General features: G+C 62.3%; 14 protein-coding genes. 3 read left to right on the plus strand and 11 right to left on the minus strand.

Going from position 1 to position 18347, the window contains the following annotated elements; translation table 11 throughout:
* Nucleotides 1-149 precede the first annotated feature (149 nt).
* Nucleotides 150-638, minus strand: coding sequence for a DMT family transporter (locus QM672_RS25640; RefSeq protein ID WP_415085985.1), 489 nt, complete (start codon nucleotides 636-638; stop codon nucleotides 150-152).
* A gap of 83 nt (nucleotides 639-721) precedes the next feature.
* Here QM672_RS25640 and QM672_RS25645 point away from each other — a divergent pair, with 83 nt between their 5' ends.
* Complete coding sequence (locus QM672_RS25645; protein ID WP_415085987.1) at nucleotides 722-1633, plus strand: LysR substrate-binding domain-containing protein; 912 nt, start codon at nucleotides 722-724, stop codon at nucleotides 1631-1633.
* A gap of 168 nt (nucleotides 1634-1801) precedes the next feature.
* Here the strand turns inward: QM672_RS25645 and QM672_RS25650 are convergent, their stop codons facing one another.
* The 10 genes from QM672_RS25650 to tssH form a co-directional block, all read right to left on the minus strand.
* Nucleotides 1802-3466, minus strand: a complete 1665-nt coding sequence (locus QM672_RS25650) for a flavin monoamine oxidase family protein (RefSeq protein ID WP_415085989.1) — start codon at nucleotides 3464-3466, stop codon at nucleotides 1802-1804.
* 176 nt (nucleotides 3467-3642) lie between these two features.
* The gene (locus QM672_RS25655) at nucleotides 3643-5574 is read right to left on the minus strand and encodes a caspase family protein (protein ID WP_415085991.1); all 1932 of its coding nucleotides are present in this window, start codon (nucleotides 5572-5574) and stop codon (nucleotides 3643-3645) included.
* A gap of 239 nt (nucleotides 5575-5813) precedes the next feature.
* Nucleotides 5814-6185, minus strand: coding sequence for a sulfurtransferase TusA family protein (locus QM672_RS25660; RefSeq protein WP_415085993.1), 372 nt, complete (start codon nucleotides 6183-6185; stop codon nucleotides 5814-5816).
* A 41-nt stretch (nucleotides 6186-6226) separates the two neighbouring features.
* A complete protein-coding gene (locus QM672_RS25665; protein WP_415085995.1) occupies nucleotides 6227-7225 on the minus strand; it encodes a type VI immunity family protein in 999 nt (332 codons plus the stop codon).
* Nucleotides 7226-7239: 14 nt separating this feature from the next.
* Nucleotides 7240-8682 carry a DUF4150 domain-containing protein gene (locus tag QM672_RS25670; RefSeq protein WP_415085997.1) on the minus strand — a complete coding sequence of 481 codons (1443 nt, stop codon included), beginning with the start codon at nucleotides 8680-8682 and terminating at the stop codon, nucleotides 7240-7242.
* A 107-nt stretch (nucleotides 8683-8789) separates the two neighbouring features.
* Entirely contained in the window at nucleotides 8790-9902 is a 1113-nt protein-coding gene (locus QM672_RS25675) for a DUF2169 family type VI secretion system accessory protein (RefSeq protein WP_415085999.1), read from the minus strand.
* Between the two features lie 12 nt (nucleotides 9903-9914).
* The gene (locus QM672_RS25680) at nucleotides 9915-12197 is read right to left on the minus strand and encodes a type VI secretion system Vgr family protein (protein WP_415086001.1); all 2283 of its coding nucleotides are present in this window, start codon (nucleotides 12195-12197) and stop codon (nucleotides 9915-9917) included.
* Between the two features lie 117 nt (nucleotides 12198-12314).
* Nucleotides 12315-12821, minus strand: a complete 507-nt coding sequence (locus QM672_RS25685) for a hypothetical protein (protein ID WP_322431029.1) — start codon at nucleotides 12819-12821, stop codon at nucleotides 12315-12317.
* Between the two features lie 123 nt (nucleotides 12822-12944).
* Nucleotides 12945-13421, minus strand: a complete 477-nt coding sequence (locus tag QM672_RS25690; RefSeq protein WP_068288623.1) for an Hcp family type VI secretion system effector — start codon at nucleotides 13419-13421, stop codon at nucleotides 12945-12947.
* 42 nt (nucleotides 13422-13463) lie between these two features.
* Nucleotides 13464-16235 carry a type VI secretion system ATPase TssH gene (gene tssH / locus QM672_RS25695; protein ID WP_415086004.1) on the minus strand — a complete coding sequence of 924 codons (2772 nt, stop codon included), beginning with the start codon at nucleotides 16233-16235 and terminating at the stop codon, nucleotides 13464-13466.
* Between the two features lie 371 nt (nucleotides 16236-16606).
* Here tssH and tssA point away from each other — a divergent pair, with 371 nt between their 5' ends.
* Complete coding sequence (tssA, locus tag QM672_RS25700) at nucleotides 16607-17671, plus strand: type VI secretion system protein TssA (RefSeq protein WP_311933453.1); 1065 nt, start codon at nucleotides 16607-16609, stop codon at nucleotides 17669-17671.
* A 148-nt stretch (nucleotides 17672-17819) separates the two neighbouring features.
* Entirely contained in the window at nucleotides 17820-18335 is a 516-nt protein-coding gene (gene tssB / locus QM672_RS25705) for a type VI secretion system contractile sheath small subunit (protein ID WP_068288619.1), read from the plus strand.
* Nucleotides 18336-18347: the final 12 nt, after the last annotated feature.

Genomic DNA, 18347 nt, shown 5'->3' on the forward strand with positions numbered 1-18347 from the left:
CACAAGCCACCTGTCACATCACAATCGATTCATCGATCGCAGGACATGCTCTAGGTTGCGTTTCTCCCCTCATCCACCCCTTCGGGGCACCTTCTCCCACAAGGGGAGAAGAATTCTCCGCGACCGCCTGCTCGGATGCGCCCTGCCTCTCAGCGCGCCGGCGCGGTGACCGCCTGCGCGGCGTTGGCCCATTGCGTCACCACCATGCCGCCGACGATGAGCAGGACGCCGGCGAGGCGCGCCGGGTTGACCGGCCTCGGCGCAAAGCCCATCAGGCTGAAATGATCGATCGCCAGCGAGGCGATCATCTGGCCGGCGATCACCGCCACCATGAAATTGGCGGCGCCGAGCCGGGGTGCCAGCAAAAGCGCGGCGGTGATGTAGATCACACCCGCAAGTCCGCCCGTCCAGATCCACCACGGCCCTTTCGACGCCGCATCGATGGTGGGGATCGGGACACGGAAGGCCGCCATCACCGGCAGGATCACCGCGATGCTGACCGCCAGTGAAACCAGGGTGGCCCAGAGCGGATGACCGAGCAGCCGGCCAAGCGTGGCATTGGCCCCAGCCTGGAACGGCACGACCGCGCCTGCGATCAGGGCCGGCAGCAGCAGAAACAGGGAAGCGGGGTTGGTCATGGCGGTCTCCTTCGATCACCGAAGGTCTATGCCATGCCTAATTCAGATGGAAATTCCGATTTCCTATCCATACTATGCACCATATGAATAATCTTGCCGGCATCGACCTCAACCTGCTCACCGTCCTCGAGGCCCTGCTGGCGGAGCGCCATGTCTCGCGCGCGGCCCTGCGCCTGAACAAGAGCCAGCCGGCCGTCAGCCACGCCCTGGCGCGGCTGCGCACGTTGCTGGACGATCCCCTGCTGACACGCCAGGGCGGCAGCCTCAGGCCGACGGCGCGGGCGCTCGAGATCCAGCCTCATCTCACCGAGGCGCTCGACCGAATGCGCCATCTGCTGACCCCGGCCGGCTTCGATCCCGCGCGCGAGCGGCGCACCTTCCGGCTGGCGATGTCGGACTATGGCGCCGCCGTGCTGCTGCCGAGACTGGTGCCGCTGCTGCGTGCAGAGGCGCCGCACAGCGACCTGCTCGTCACCCAGGCGGGCCGGGAGGCGATGGCGGCCCAGATCCTCGATGGTGAAATCGATCTCGCCTTCGGCGTGTTTCCCGATCTCGGCGAGCAACTCGCTCAAGCGCTTCTGTTCGAGGATCACTATGTCTGTCTCGCGGATGGGTCCGGCCTGCCGCCCTTCGGCCGGCTCGACCTTCCCTCCTATCTTGCCCGCCCGCACGCGCTGGTGGCGCTGCGCGCCGATGTCGAGAACGAGATCGACCGCACCCTCGCCGCGCTCGGCCACAAGCGGCGGATCTGCCTCACCCTGCCGCATTGGGGCGTGGCACCGCGCCTGATCGCCGGCACGGACATCATCCTGACCGTGGCGCGCGGCATCCTGCCAGCCTCGATCGAGGCTGGCGGTCTTCGCCTGTTCGAGCCGCCTTTCACGCTGCCGGCCGTGCCCTTCACCCAGATCTGGCACCCGCGCCGTCGGGGCGATCCCGCCCATCAATGGCTGCGCGAGCGTATCGCGAGGTTTTATGGGAAAGGGCGAGGGTGATCGCGCCCTGTCATCCCGGACGCGATGCAGCATGCAGTGCTGCTTCGCAGATCCGGGACCGCAGGACAATTCTGCGCCGCACTCGGATTGCGGTCCCGCATCTGCACCGCAACGCCATGCGTTGCAGTGCGTGCAGGATGACAAGCGAAAACCGTGCCCTCTTCCTCCTCAATCCCCGAGATCGACCGGCTTGAGGGTGGGATAGAGGTCGCCGGGGCCGGGATTTTCGGCGGGCGAGCGGCCGCCGAGATGGGTCATCACGCCCCAGACCGCGTTGAGCGCCGTCTGCACCGCGCCCTCGACCCAGGCCGGCGTCCAGCTCACGCCGTCGCCCGCCATGAAGATGCCGCGCTGGCTCTCCGGCAGGTCGGCCTGCATGAAATGGCCGTACATGCGGTGATTGTAGCGGTAATGCCCGGGTAGCGCCCCCTTGAAGGCGCCGAGGAAGTTCTCGTCCGCCTCCCAGCTCACGCAGATCGGCGAACCGATGATGTGGCTGGCGATGTCGAGCCCGGGATAGATCTTGCCCAGCGCCGAAAGGGCGAGCTCCACCCGCCGCTCGGCCGGCAGCGGCAGCACCTTCAAGGCATCCGTCATCCAGGAATAGGACAGGCAGATCACGCCCGGCCTGTCGTCGCCATTGTCGAACAGATAGGTGCCGCGGGTGATGCGGTCGGTCAGCGTCATCGACATCACGTCACGGCCGGTGGCCGGATCCTTGTCCTTCCAGAACGGACGATCCACCATGATGAAAGTCTTGGCCGCCTGCATGTAGCGGGTACGATCGAGCGCCATCCACAGCTTCTGGTCGAACAGGCTCTCCTCGGCGGCGATCGAGGTGGTGAGCAGATGGCTCTGGCAGGTGACCACCACCGCCTCGTAATCGTCGCGATTGCCCCATTGGTCCGTCACGGCAAAGCCACCCTGGCCATTGTGGGCGATCGCCTGCGCGCGGCCCCTGGTGGCGCCGGCATTGAGCCCGGCCAGCGTGGTGCCGGCCGGCCAATGCGCCAGCTTCTCCGGCGCCTTGGACCAGATGCCCTGCGCCACCTGCTCGACCCCGCCGACGACATAGCGCTGCTCGTCGTCGAAGGCGCCGAGATTGACGCGCAGGATCTCCAGCATGGAATTGGGGAAATCCGAATCCCAGCCGCCGGTGCCGAAACCCACCTGCCCGAACACTTCGCGATGGCGGAAGGACAGCTTGCGGAAGGCCTGCGACGACACCACGAAATCATAGAAGGTGCGCTCGTCCCAATCGCGCACGATCGGATCCCAGATCTCCTTGATGCGCCTGGCGTCGCGCGCCCGCATCGCCGCCTGCAAGGCGGAGAACTGGGCCCCCTCCTCCAGCGCCTGGTGATAGGCGTCGGCGACCTCCCGGTAGAGCGGCGGCAGATCGTCCAGCGTGCGGGCATAGAGGGTCTCGCCCTCCAGATCGATCACGGTGGAGCCGGCCGCCGGCGTGAGCGGATTGGGAAAATCCCGCGTCTCCAGGCCGAGCAGGTCGACATAATGGTAAAAGCCGCGCGAGGAGATCGGAAAGCGCATGCCGCCGAGTTCGGCGATGATGCCGTCCGTGCCCTCGAAACGCTGCGAGCGCAGCCGCCCGCCGAGACGGGCCGATTCATAGAGCACAGGCCTGAGACCCAGGCGCATCAGCTCATAGCCGGCTACCAGCCCGGCTGCCCCCGCCCCGATGATGGCGACCCGCTTGCCATGCTTGTCGGCCGGCACCGCGCCGAGCCCGGCCGGATGGGCCAGCCATTCGTCATAGGCAAACGGGAAATCCGGCCCGAAGGCGCTGATGGCATCGGAGGGGTGGTTCGGCATGGTTGTTTCCCTGCTGGCATGATGGGCGCCGGAAAGGCGCACGCCATCATGCGCGAGGCAGGGGAATAGGGGAAGTGGGGTGATTTGGGGAGGGGGTGATTATGAGCCCCCTCCGCCGCAAACGAACGGCCTTCACAGAAACGCCCGAGCATGCCCAGGCCGATCACTGCACGGGGTCACGGATTGGCCGCGACCTCGGCGAAGGTGATCCTGTCCCGCGCAACCTCTTCGCGCTGCGCCGGGGTCAATCCCGCCAGCGCCTTCTCCACCAGACCCGGCCCATGCAGGCTCTCATCCGGCCAGTCGCGCCAGGCATTGGGATTGATGTCCTGGCTGACCAGGCCGCCCTCGGCATTGCGCACCCGGCTGCCGTAGATGACATAGCCCGGCGGCACCGTGGCGGGCTGCCCCTTCTTGCCGGTAGCAAGGTCGTAAATGCCCTGGACCTCTGCGTCCAAGGCGATCACGCCGACATATTTGCCGTCGGGGTCGATGCCCATGATGTTGGCGATCGGCGCCTTGACCAGGTTGACGGCATCGGTGGCCAGGTCCCAGATCTCCATGCCCTGCTCGCTCGATCCTACGGCATAGGTGCGCACCATATATTTGCCGGCGGGATCGCAGACGGAGACGGTGACGGCATTGCTCGCCTCGCGCAGCCGCATGGTCTTCTTCTGCGCCAAGTCATAGACGCCGAGCAGGCGCTTGTCGCCGCTGCTGTCGAGCGAAAAGCAGATCGTATCGTTGCTGCCGAAATTGGCCTGCACCAGACGGCCGCCCCGCGCCTTGCCCCCGGGCTGCGTGAGCTGGCCCGACTTCACGGTGAATACCGGCTTGCGGCTGGCGACATCGATGACGGTCAGCGCGCTGGAGCCGTCGCCGCCCAGCAGCAGCCGGCTCTCGTCCGGGCTGAATTCCATCGAGGTGACATAGCCGCCGGCCTTCAGGTCGAAGAGCCTGGCGCCATCGAGCCCGTTCCACACGGTGACCACATTGTCCATCTCGGTGACCAGCAGATTGCCGTGCGGGCTGAACAGGAATTTCGAGACCCTGCCCTTGGTCGGCAGGCTCGCCAGCGCCTTCTTCTCGGCGACCGACCACAGAGTAAGGTCGCCGGACTGGTAGTCGGCGCTCATCTGGTAGACGGCGACCCGCCCCTGCGTCGATACCGCCACCTGGGAGAAGCCGGGCTTCACCGGCAGCAAGGCCTCGCGGCTCTGCACGGCGGCATAAAGCGCCACATAGGCTTTGGAAAAGCGCAGGAGCGCCGTCTCGTCGGGCGCCGCGGGCAGGCCTTTCAGGGCCTCGACGATCGCCTCCTCCCGCCTGCCATTGGTGTTGAGTAGCGTTTGGGCCCGGGCGGCATGATTGTCGGAGATCGACTGGGCCTCGGCCAGGGTCTGGCCGCCGCCGAGCTTGAGCTCGTCGGTCAGCGAGGATTTCATCCACGGCGTCTGGGCCCAGTCGGTCTCCTCGCCAACCGCCTTGGTGACGTCGCTCATGATGCGCTGGATCGAATAGCCGGAGGTGCCGACCGTCTTGACGAAGGCGCCGGTGAAGGGACTGAGCTCGCCCTTGCCGTCGAGCGCCACTGCATTGGGCGAGGTGGCATAGGCCACCATCAGCCCGCGCGCCTGCACCGTGCCGGGCGCTGCCGCAGCCCCCGCCCCCTCGACCCGGGCCAGGCCGCGCCCGGTCGAGACCGAAAGCCCGGCCTGGCCGCCCTCGGCCATCGGATTGTTGCGGCAGGCATCGAGGAAAACCAAAGTCGCCTTGGCGCCCTTCTGCAGGGTATCGACGATCGGCTGCACCGGCACGAAGCCATGCTGGAGATCCTTCGAGGTGGCATCGGTGGCCACCAGATAGTTCTCATCCCTGATCTGGATACCGTGGCCGGAATAATAGAACATCGCCACATCGGCCCCGACCGCACCGGCATAGGCGGTGGCGAGGCAGTTCTGCAGGCTCGCGCTGTCAGCATCGCCGGCGAGGAAGATCTCGAAGCCAAGCGCCCCCATCGCCTTGGCCACGGCCTGCGCATCCCGAGCCGGATTGGGCAAGGCCGGAATGCCGTTGCTATAACCGCCATTGCCGACGATCACAGCCACCCGCTTGCCGCTCGCCCCAACCGGCGCGGCTCGGTGCTCGCAGGTGGTGGCGGCTTGGGCGGAGCTACCCGGATGCAAAACGACAAGGGCAACAAAGGTCGCAAGTAATGTCGCCGCAACCCGATAAGTGATTTTCATAATATTTCCTGAAGTCCGGGACGCTACCATCACACGTCGCTTGATCGTTGGGGATCATTCGGAGGCAGCACATGCAAATCTTCTCCATAGAGGAGATGATGTCATGATCTTTCGACAAGAAAGACATCGACGTTCCCCGTGCGCGTTCTTAACCGCAAATGATTGCTGTCCTGCATAACGGCATGTGGAATGTCGATCGCGGCTACAGGATCGTCTGTCAGGAGAACGATGCGAGCCCCCTTTGACAAGGACATGAAGGCGCTGCGCATCTCGCGAACAGGAAAGGGACACCGAAGCCCGCGAGTATCGACGATGCAGCCGATGTTAGCATCGGCGGATAAAGTTCTTTGGCACGCTGTATTTGAGCTGAAATATGCGTCAAGAATGGCATGGAGTTCCAATTCGCTTATGCACGAGGCGGACCAACCGAACTCCACAGGGACAATCGAGATTCCGTGATCAGTAGCGCTCATGTTGATGCCTGCTTCTTGATCGTAACTGTTTGAATATTTTCTTATTGATCAAAACGTCTAAGCCAATTCAACGTAACTTGAAGCCTGACCTCCCGATCGAGGTCCAACATTGGTCGTGGGAGTTTCATGATATTGTACCGATAGCCTTCAAATCGGATCGGCTTTATGAAGCGGGCCACGGTCTGATATGTTTTAGGAATGCCACCCGTCTCGGCTGTCCCAAGCACCGGAAGCTTGCCGGCTCGCAGAACGACGCCGCCTGAATACCGCCTTACTTCGATATCGGGTGTCAATTTCTTACGGATCATCACCTCGTCACCGCCCAGAGCGTCGATGTTGGCGGAGCCAAGAATGGTCAGCCAGTTCGATGAACGCGGCTGTTCATAGCCCCCTTCACTGCATTCCGCCCAATAGTCGCCCATCGCATCATATTCGAGACCAGAATAGTGCATCAGCCAGGGATAGTGGTAGGCATCTTCCATCATCTCGGCGCCAGGCCTGGATAGGACCCCCAGGCCGGACGAACCATGAATCGCACTGAGACGGTCACACCAACGCGCTACCAACTCAACGTAACGATCAGGATTCTCGAACACAAAGCTGGGTGGAAAGTGCACTTTCATCCCTGAAAGAGGATTTCGTGTCCCCTCTTCATGACCGAAAGCCATGAACATGTAGAGTGAAGGGTCGTCCGTTTCCGCCATATCGACATGTTTTACAAACAGATAAGCGGTGTCTGTTTTGCTTAAGGTAGTAATTTTTATAAATTCTTCGGGGATTATGCCCTTGTACCGACGCATGCGTTTGTTATTGCCATCACCAGCGGGGTGAAAATGTGTAATCTTGTCACCGAACAAGCTGAGATAGTCCTTCAGATTTTCGAAGAGCGCCTGGCGTTTCTCTCTTCTCCAGCCCTCCAGAAAATAGATCGACAACAATATGCCAACACGAGAGCGTATCGCATGACCACTCCCCGCGCGAAGAACGCCACGCTCTTCAATATCTCTCGGATTTAACTTTAAATCGAAAGGATATTCCACAAATTCCTCCTCAATTAACAGGGAGCATTGGACTTTGCTTTACCAGATTCGCAGTCGCAATGTTCCTTGACATCGAGCTGGATCAGATCTTTTTCAGGGTCAAGTCCATTTTTTTCAGCAATTTTTCTGTATTCGCCGCGAGCTTGCATTGTGGTCTCTCCATCCACTCCACCGGCGCTTGTCGGGAATTTGAGTTCGAATATTTTCCACAATTTGCCGTCTTTCCACATGGAAACGTCAGGTCTTGGTGCACCAGCCACAACATCCCGTGAGGTAGGCATCTCCGGATCACTGCCCGCAGGCACTGGCTTATAATCGTTTTTTGGATCATAACTTACTTCAGGACGCGCGCCATCAGCATCTGGGCTTGCGGGATATCGCGGTGAACCGTCAGGCCGGCTAGGTCCGTTCTTGTCATAGTTAGCGTCGCGCAGCTTTTTACCTACACATTGGGTGTAGGTTCTCGCTCCTCCTCTGTCCTTCAAACAATCACAGGCCAATTTGCAGATGTCATCGCAGGCGTCGCGCTGCGAAGATACTCGAACATTACCGACCGCGGTTGCGGAGACTTTTGCTTGAGTCTGCGATGCAGACGACATAACGGCGTCGATTGTTTTTTGTTTAATTGCTTCAAAAGATTCCATGTCGCCGGCTGGTAGGGCTGTTGCTCGAACTTCAGCAGCCCCCTTTGCCCAGATAGCCATCTGTTCCGGGGTGTACCCTTGATTGGGAGTAGTTGCGTAAAAATCGAACTCCCCGACAAGATTCTCAATGCGCCGTCGATTGAGAGCTCCCCCGCTTACGTCATTGATCATATTGGCGGCAGACTCGGCACGCCCAAAGATGCTCCAGCGTAACAGCTTCGATGCCCATGATGTTTCAGGCACGGTGGTTGTTGCGCCACCAGATTGGGGGGCGGTGGTCGTGCTGCTTGAACCTCCCCCCCGATAGCCACCTCCAGCGTCATTCATCGTGCCTGTTGCAGCTTCGGCCACTTGATAGGAACCAGGAGGAAGGGATGTTCCGCGGCCAAATATCTTGTCAAGGTCCTGATAGCCCGCAAAGCGCAGCGATCCTGGTATCGGATCGGTATCTTTAGGCGCAGGATATGTCGCGGTATCACAGACGAAATAGGCTTCTCCCACCGTATTCTTGTTGTTCATATGGCAGCGATGGAGATGGGTGATGATAGGTGAACCTTCGGCCCGCACCAAGTCGGCCCCTTCAATAGGCTCGCATATGCCCTCTACCGTGCCCGATTTCACACCTTTGGCCTTACCCGGTTTGTCACCATGGACATGGCAGGTGTTCGATCGCAGCACCATCACTTTCTGGCCGGTAAAGCGCACGGACTCGGTGTAGTTTTCGTCGTGCCCACAGAAATCAACGACGGGATAGGGGATCGGCGGCGTCGAGGAGCCTATCGGGGTCTTACAGACGTCTGGTGACAGGGACACGATACGTGCAGCATCATTGTCCCGTAATCCCTCACGCGGCCGTTTAGTAGTCCAGGACGAGGGGTATTGCGGCTCTCCCGCATAATTATCCGTGGGAGGGGGCAGACTCATGCTTCCTGGGCCTCCACTTGTCGTCTTTCCTCTTGGGAGAACACCACCCGGTTGAGCGTCAGCCGCACATCGTCAGCCTCCGGTAAGGGAAAGCGAGCCCGCCAGGTCAAGAGCACTGTCTCGCCCTCTCGCCAATCGAATTGCACACCGTCTAGACTGGATAGAAACCATTTGTCGCTCCCCTCCTGCTCGCATCGAACGCCGAGGGTGACTCCCGGCAATCGTCCATGCGCCAGTGGTAGATCGGGATGGAGGTTGCTGAGCGCATAATCCTCGTCGCCTTTCAGCCACGGCTCAGCGATCAGATCGGGGTGAGCGCATTGCCAGAAATGCGGATCGAAGTCCAAGGGCAAGAGAGGGTGCCGATGCGCCAACCACGCATCGTCATAGGTACCCGCATATTGTTGACGAGGTCGCCACCATGGAGAAATCGGGCCAAAACCCTCGGGCCGGTAACGCGTTCGCCAATCAAGATTGGTCTCATCTACGGCCATGATGGACGGCGCCCGTATACCTGCGATATCAGCTTCAAAATGGCTGTTCACGATGCCGCAGCCAAGTGGGTTGGCTGTTTCGACGTCCGGACGTATTTCCCGCTCTATATCACCCGTACCGGGCACGGTGCCGCCATAGGCATGATGCCAGTCCAGCGGAACGCGCGCCGCCGGAAGAGGGCCATCAAGACTCCAGTCCTGAAGGATGCCCTCAGGGTGACCGTTCGAGAATCCAGCCCGTACATCTTTTAAGATCGGCCTCCAATGCCTCTCGCCATATACTCTTAGAGATTTCTCCTTTGCTCCCACTCGCAGTGAGCAAGTCCAACTTTTCGAGGCTTGACCGTTCGGAGGATAGGTATTGCCGAGGAATGTAATATCCGTACCAGGTTTTTCCGGCGTCAGATCGGTCTGACGCAGCATGATCCCCTCATGGGGATCGCCCACGTAGGCGTCGGTCCATTGGAACCCCTCCTGCTCGGCTGACAACGCAACCACCTCGCCCTGCCGATGGAGGAAGGTGCCGCGAACGGCGACGACACAATCAAGCTTTCCATTACGGTCGAACTGCCGGAAGGCGAAAGCCTGTAGCGGCGTCCTGTTGATCAGTTCCATGGATGGCCGCTACTAGTTATGGTCGATAGGCTTGCCACGCATCTGGAAATGCTCCGTGGCGACGAAGTTGAATTTCTTGCCGAGAATGATCACCTCGCCATTCGATTTCATGACCAATTTTGAATTGCCGACTTCGATGACAAATTCTTCGCCAACGGCAATCTTCTTGAACTTGCCGACGCTCTCGAGAGCCGCGATGCCGACATTTGTAACCTTGCTCATGCCGATCTGCTCGGCACGGGCAATGCCGATGCTGTCATGCTTGAAGGTACCGGCGACAGTGTACATCATGCCCGGTAGGGAGAAGAGGCCGCCGACATCCTGGCCCACCCCCGTGCCGGCACCGGCGAGGGCCGTACCCGCATCGGCGCGGGGATTGGAGCCGGACACCACGCCGTCCCGAGCGCTGAGCCCTCCCCCTGACAGGAAACCGAGTGCCGACGAAGCAACCGACATTGCAAAACTGCCAAGCGCCGGGCCACTATCGCCGGCAATGGCGCCCGCCTGTTGGAGAAGCCCTGCCGTATGTCCCGCGAGCCCAGCTACTCCGGCCAAAGCCCCAAGTGCCCCTGCGCCGGTACCGCCAACCGTAAGGTGATAGGACCCGCCGATCTCATGCTTCTGATTGCTGGCGACTTCGACCGAGCGGTTGCCGCCGACCGAATGCACGTCATGGCTGTCGACGCGGGCCGTGCGATCGTTGAGGACGCGGGTAGTATGATCCTTCTGAGCATGGAAGAACATGTTCTCCCCGCCCGTCTTGTCCTCCATTGAAAACTCGTTGAAGCCTGTGCTCTTGTGGGAGTTTGAGCGGAAGGTCGAGCGCGTCTTGTTGGCCGGCAGCTCATAAGGCACCTGATTGCGCTCGTTCGGCACCAGCGCGGTGATGATCGGCCGGTCGGGGTCGCCGCCGAGATAGGAAACGATCGCTTCCATACCCACGCGGGGGATGATCTGGCCGCCCCAATTGCCGCCGCCCCAGTTCTGTGCCACCCGGATCCAGCAGGTGTCGGTGCCGTCCTTCTTGGCGCGACGGTCCCAGGGGAACCACACCTTTACCCGTCCATATTTGTCGGGATGAATCTCCTCGCCCGGCGGACCGGCGATGATGGCGATGTCGGTGCCGTCGATGCGCGGGCGCTGGGTCGAGCGGTGGGGCGTCGCCGGCACCCGGCTCGGCAAGGCGATGAAACGGTTGGAATAGTCTGGCTCGCCCTCATTGGTCTCGTAGGAGCGGTCGCGCGCCACATGCACGATCTGGAAGGTGACGTGCTCCTCGTAGCTGTTGCCGGGATTGGCGACGTCATAGGGCTTGAAGCGCCGGCCGGGCGAAAGCGTGCGGATGGAGGAAGCGCCCTCAATGCGCTCGTAATCGGCCTCGGCCGCCTGCATCCTCAGCTTGGACTGTCGCTCCACCCGGTCATTGGCGATGCCTTCGGAAGCACTGTCGGAACCGTAGCCGCCGACCATCGGGTATTCATAGAGCTCATAGGCCTCGTTGCCCGGCAGCGACACCAGGCTCGGCGTCTCGCCCGAGGGCACGGAGCCGGGGGTGAGGAAGTTCCAGTCCCCCGCCGAGCGCTTGCCGGGCACATAGGTGAAGCTGCGCTCGAACTTGGTGAGGTGGTTGCGGTCGCTCGAGCCCATGGCGAGGCGCACATCGGTCTCGGGCCCGCTGGTATAGCCCGAGACATGCGAGGCGATGTGCATGACATGCTTGGCGGCGACCGAGCCTGCCGAGCCGCCCTCATGCTCGAACCAGAAGAACAGGCCGTCTTCCTCCAGGCGGCGCAGGAGATAGGCGATATCCGTCTCGTTATACTGCACCGAATAATGCTGGGGCTTGGGTTCGGGGATGACGCCCGAGGTCACCGGCGCCTGCAATTTGTGCTCGGAAAGCAGCGTGCGGGCAACGTCGAGCGAGGTCTTGTCCTGCCAGATCCGGCAGTCCGAACGCTGGCTCATCAGCCAGTGCTGGGGCCGGATCTCGAGCTGGTAGGAACGCATGCCCCGCGTCACCGGCGGCCCTTCCACCAGGCGCACCACCAGCCCGTTCCAGGTGCGCCGCTCGCCTTGGCCGAGTTCGAGCGAGACGTCGACCAGCTTGCCGACGATCTCGTTCGGCTTGATGTCGGTCTTCTTGGAGCGTACCGCGACATGAAGCGTGAACAGGTCGTTCACCGCCTCGCGCATCTCCACGTGCTCGGGCAGCAGCACGTCGGCGCCCAGCGGTGTCTCGATGCGCAGAATGCGTTCGGCCTGGATATAGGATGCTGAGCTGGCGTCGCCGTCCATCGAATGCCTGTCCCCGTATCATCTGGCCGGCGGCGGTGGCGAGTTCGCCTCACCGCGGGCCTGCCCGTTTCGATCGCGGCCCCGGCCTGGCGCCGGCGCCGCATGCGAAGTCGATGCTCAGTGGCTGATCCGCTCTCCCAGGAGATAGACCGTCACATAGCTGATCGAGCGGTTCGGCGGCGTCGGGCCGATCCATGGCCCCTGCACCAGCCTGGCCAGGGTCGGCTCCAGCTCGGCGCGGCTGCGGGCCGATTCGAGAAAATAGGCGCTGCGCCACATGAAGGCGCGGGTATCGGCCCCCTGCGCCAGCGAATAGGTCACCTGCATCACGAAGACCGTATGGCCCTTGGCGTCCATCGCCTGGGAGATCGGCTGATCATTGTTCTTCAGCCAGGTCCGCAGCGCATAGGTCAGCGAATATTCGTTGAGCAATTCGGAGCCCTGGCGGAACAAGGCCGCGGCCGCCCCGACCGTGGCAGCCCTGCCGCCGGCTTCGCGCGGCCCCGGGGCATAGGCGAAGTAGTCGAGGTTGGGGGCCCGGCCCATGCGGGCAATGGGCGGCACGTCGGCCGGAACCAGCGGCCTTACGCTGAGCCTTGCAGAGGAAACGCTGAAATCGACCATGCCACTCCCTTGCGATTGTCGTTCGATATGGCTGGAAGGCTTCTCCGGAACCGGACCGGAAAGCCGTCGAAAGGTCCGGGGCGCCGCCGGATCGGAGGCGCCCCGTCATCATGCCGGAGGTGCTTAGGCAGCCTTCGTCGTGGCCAGATCGTAGGTGGCGATCGTCGGCGAACCGGAGGTGTTGTCCTCGTTGTAGGGGGTGTACTTCACCTGCATCTTGGTGAAGTTGAGCCGGATCGTCTCGACCGGGCGATCGCCATTCGAATCGACCGAATAGTTGGCGAGCAGCGTGTTGGTCAGCGTGTATTCGATATAGGTGTTGCCGGGGCTGCCGGTGGACACCAGATGGATCACCGCCGTCTTGCCCGTGCGGCCCGAGCAGGCTTCCTGGAACAGCCGGGTGGAAGAGGAATCGCTGACCTTGGTCAGGATCACTTCCGAAATCGTCGGCTCGGAGGCTTCGCGGTTGGCGGCCGAACCCGCCGAAGTGTTCATGTTGCGCGAAACGTTCCAGTGAATGGCTTCGATATCCATCCACTTCTTGTGCTGTTCCTGGGTGGCGTCGCCCTGGATACCATCGAGCTGCAGATAAATCGGCATACTACTTCTCTCCTGTTCGAAGTTGAATCGGCTTAAGACAGGTCAAGGCGCTCGCGCCTTTCTGGGTCGTACCGCATCCGAATGAGCCTTCTTGCCATTCGAGGCTGCTTTATCCGCCGGCCGTTTCCTCGGCCTGGCGAATTCCGTGGCGGCCGCCGGCTCAGCGGCAATGCTGAAACGGTGGCCGTCAAATCCGATCTCGATCCGCCCTGCCTTGGTTCCGGCGGTGACCTGATCGAGGAAGAAGGTGGACAGATCCGGCAGGAGTTCGCGCGCGATCATCGCCTCGATGGCACGCGCGCCCATCTCGCTGGTGCCGGCGCGGGCGACCAGGGCCTCGCGCGCCGGGGCCAGCAGCACCACCTCGCTGCCATAGCTCGCCGCGACGCGGTCCTGGATGCGCCCGATCTGGATGTCGACGATGCCCGACAACGCCTCCCGGCCAAGCGGCATGAAGGGCAGGATGGTGGTGCGGCCGAGGAAGGCGGGCTTGAACTGCTTCTGCAACTCGCCGAGCAGCAGCCCCTCCAGCGCCTCGCCTTCCGGCATGGTATCGGGATCGGCCGAAAGCGTCGCCAGCAGGTCCGAGCCGGTATTGGCCGTCATCACGATGGTGGTGTTCTTGAAATCGATGTCGCGGCCCTCGCCGTCGCGCAGCGTGCCCTTGTCGAAGACCTGGTAGAAGATCTCCTGGACGCCGGGATGGGCCTTGTCGATCTCGTCGAGCAGCAGCACGCCATAGGGCCGGCGCCTGATAGCCTCTGTCAGCACCCCGCCCTCGCCATAGCCGACATAGCCGGGGGGCGAGCCGAGGAGCATGGAGATCTTATGCTCCTCCTTGAATTCCGACATGTTGATGGTGGTCAGATACTGGCTGCCGCCATAGAGCAGATCGGCGAGTGCCAGCGCCGTCTCGGTCTTGCCGGTGCCGGACATGCCGACGAACAGGAACACGGCGGGCGGGCGGCGCGGATCGTTGAGCCCGGCCCTGGCCGTGCGCATCGCCGAAGCGACCCGGCCGACGGCGCCGTCCTGGCCGATGACGCGTTCCTTCAGGCGCGCTTCCAGCGTCTTGACCGTCTCGACCTGGTCTGTCAGCAGCTTGCCGACGGGAATGCCGGTCCAGCGTGCCACCAGGGCCGCGATCACCTCGCGATCGACGGCGCGCGGCAACAGAGGCGTCTCGCCGGTGAGGGCGGCCAGGCTCCCTTCGGCCTCGGCCAGCGCGGCGCGGGCGCTTTCGCGGGTGCCGGGCTGCTCGGGGAAAGGCGCGACATTGCCCTCCTCGCCCCCTGACGATGACGGCTCGCCCGCCTCGTCCTCGCCCGACAGGATCGCCTCCAGCCGATCGGCCTCCTCCACTAGTCGGGCCTCGGCCTCGAAACGAGCTTCGAGCGCCTCGATCTCGTCGGCGATGGCCACCAGCCTCGTGGCTATCCAGCCTTGCCGTTCCAGGCCCTCGGCGCTCTCGGGCTCCTTGGCGAGCCAAGCCGTTTCGACCTCGAGCAATTCACGCTCGCCCCGCAGGGTGCGAATCGCCTCGGGCACCGCCTGGCGGCCCAATGATACCGCCGCTGCCGCCGTGTCGATCAGGCTGATTGCCTTGTCGGGCAGCTGCCGGGCCGGAATGTAGCGCGCCGACAGCCGTACCGCCGCAGCCAGGGCCTCGTCGCGAATGCGCACCTTGTGGTGGGACCGGAAAGCGCTGGCGACGCCGCGGAGCATGCGGATCGCGGTTTCTTCGTCGGGTTCGTCGACCTTCACCGTCTGGAACCGCCGTGTCAGGGCCGCATCGCGCTCGATGAAACGCTTATATTCGCCCCAGGTCGTGGCAGCGATGGTACGCAGCTCGCCACGCGCCAGCGAAGGCTTGAGTATGTTGGCGGCATCGCCCTGCCCGGCCTGGCCGCCGGCCCCGATCAGGCTGTGCGCCTCGTCGATGAACAGGATGATCGGCACGGACGAGGCCTTGACCGCATCGACCACGCCATGCAGCCGGCGCTCGAACTCGCCCTTCACACCGGCCCCCGCCTGCAGGAGGCTGAGATCGAGCGACAGCAGGCGGACGTCCTTCAGCATGGCCGGTACATTGCCGGCCGCGATCTCCAGGGCCAGGGCCTCGGCGATCGCCGTCTTGCCGACTCCGGCCTCGCCGACCAGGATCGGGTTGTTTTGCCGGCGCCGCATCAAGACGTCGATGACCTGGCACAGCTCACGGTCACGCCCGATCACCGGGTCGATACGGCCGGAGCGCGCATCCGCCGTCATGTCCTGGGTATAAAGCCGCAGGAAATCGCTCTCGCCGGCTGCCCCCGCGGCCGGCGTCGCGCCTGCCGGTGCCGGGTCCACCTCCGCCGTCTTGAGCTCGGCGAGCGCCGCTTCGACCGCCTTGAGGTCGATGTCGCGCAGGCTCGGGGCCGTCGCCCTCGCCACGATGCGAAGGCTCTGCTCGGTAGCGAGGGCCACCAGGAGATCGCCGAACTCCACGCGGCTGCGCCCGAACTGCAGCGAAGCCACCAGCCATGCCTCGCGGGCGAGCGCCAGGACATTCTGCGACAGGGTCAATTGTGCCTGGCTGTCCCGCGACAGGTCGGCGATGGCGAGGTCGAGCTCTCGCCTGAGCGCGTCGACGCCGATCCCCGCCTGTTCAAATCGCGCCACCAGACCGGGGGCCTGAACGAGCCCGCTCAGCCAATGCGCCACTTCCACAGTGGGGTTTGCGTTGCGTGCGGCGATGGACGCAGCTGTCTCAAGAGCGACACGCAGCTCCGGTCCCAACATCCTGACAAGTTGGTTGAGATCGATATTCGGCATCCACGAATTCCACGTAGGTTTTGCTGCTTATGCGCAAGTGCGCCGTAACGTCAATTGAGTTAAGCAGGATTCCTATTTTCCGTCTATAGAGCTATTATTACAAAAGCCAAGATACCGGTACACCACTGCGAGTCTACCACCGTTAGTGCGGTACGATAGTACATGACATTTTGATGACATTCGCGCGACATGATTCATATGATTCTTCATCAATTGGAAAACTGTAAGGTAATACCATATACCGTCATTCATTCATCATACGGGCTGTGGCATTGACATTACTGTACCTTTGGAAACAGAATGCTTGAGCCTTTGGAAGCAGACTGCCATCGGGATGTGTCAGGAGTTTAAAGCTTGGGGCCGCTGTGCTGATGGATTTAAGGGAGATTATCTCTCCACTTGGGCAGGATAGCCCTTGCGGCGAGAATATTAGGGTAGCTCCCAAATATCAGGAAAAGTATTATCGGATTAAGGACGCTCGCAATGCTGCTCGAAGCGTCGAGCGGAGCGCGTCTCCGAACGATAATATTCGTCTTACGCCCGCCTGGCATGAGGTCAATGAACTAGGTCTTCAGATCTTGTCGTCCAACAGCAAGGATATCGAAATCCTTGCCTGGCTCGCCGAGGCGCAACTCAGGCTGCGTGGTTTCGAGGGCCTACGGGACAGCTTCACCGCCATGATGTCGCTTTTGGACAATTATTGGGAGGAGCTGCACTCCATCGGCGACGACGATATCGAGGAACGACTGGCTCCTCTTGCCGGCCTCAATGGCGTCAATAGCGAAGGGTCCCTGATCCAGGCGATTCGCCTGACCTCGCTGGTCCCCAATGGCAGTTTCGCCCAGCATTCCCTGTGGGACTATCAGCTCGCCCAGCGGGCTGGAGAAGCCGAGCGTCGCGACCTCCTGCACGAGGCGGCCACGGAAGCGGGAATGGCTGCCATGGCCTCCCATCTGGCCGTGGTCAACGACTGCATCGCCTCCTTTGCCAAGCTGGCGACGGTGCTGACCGAACGCTGCGGGGACCGGGCGCCGCCAAGCTCGAACACCCGCAACGTCCTGCAGGAGGTCGCGGCCGCCATCCGGGATCTCACCGGCCTCGGCACGGAAGAGAGTGATGCCATGCCGGCGACTGCGGCGGAAACGCAGGCGGGCACGGCTGCCGAGACCGCTCCGGCACCGTCGGCGCCGCGTTCCCTCGTTCCCGGCAGCATCGCCTCGCGTGAGGAGGCTTTCGAGATCCTGCTCGCCGTTGCCCGCCATTTCCGGCGGACGGAACCGCACTCACCGATTTCCTTAGCCATCGAAACATTGGTGCGCAGAGGGCGCATGGACTTTTCCGAACTGCTGGCCGAGCTCCTTCCCGAGGCGCAGACGCGCAACGCCGTCCTGACCGCGGCCGGGATCCAGGCCAAGACCGAAAAACGGGACAATTGAGAGACCCTTCGGCGCCGTGCGGGAATTGAAACCCTCGTCGCCCTGGCCGTTTCCCGTTCCGAACGACGCAAGAAATTTATCTGCGGCCTAATTTTATCAACGTGCCCAATTTTACCAACGTGCCCTTGGCACAGACAGGAAGACCAAGATGGAAAGCGTTCACGCCAAGCTCGAAAGGGTGCGCAAGCCCCGGGTCCACATCAAGTACGAGGTCGAAACCGAAGGGGCGATGGTGGTCAAGGAACTGCCTTTCGTCGTCGGCGTGCTCGGCGACTTCTCCGGCAACCCCACCCAGCCGCTCAAGCCGTTCGGCGAACGCAAGTTCGTGCAGATCGATCGCGACAATTTCGACGACGTCATGCGCCGCATGACGCCCGGCCTCAACATCGCGGTCGAGAACACCCTGGCCGATGACGGCACCGACCTCGCGGTCAATCTCAAATTCGAGAGCATGGAAGATTTCGAACCCGGCGCGATCGTCAATCAGGTGCCGGCGCTCAAGGCCCTGCTCGACGCCCGCAACCAGCTGCGCGACCTGATGAGCAAGGCCGACCGCTCCGAGGACCTGGAACGGCTGCTCGAAAACATCCTGCAGAACCAGTCCGACATCAAGCAGCTGGTCGGTGAACTCGGCGGCAACAAGAAGGACGGCTCGGCGAACTGACGCCGCAGCGAC

Source organism: Labrys sp. (in: a-proteobacteria), from assembly GCF_047605565.1.
GTDB classification, from domain to species: Bacteria; Pseudomonadota; Alphaproteobacteria; order Rhizobiales; family Labraceae; genus Labrys; species Labrys neptuniae.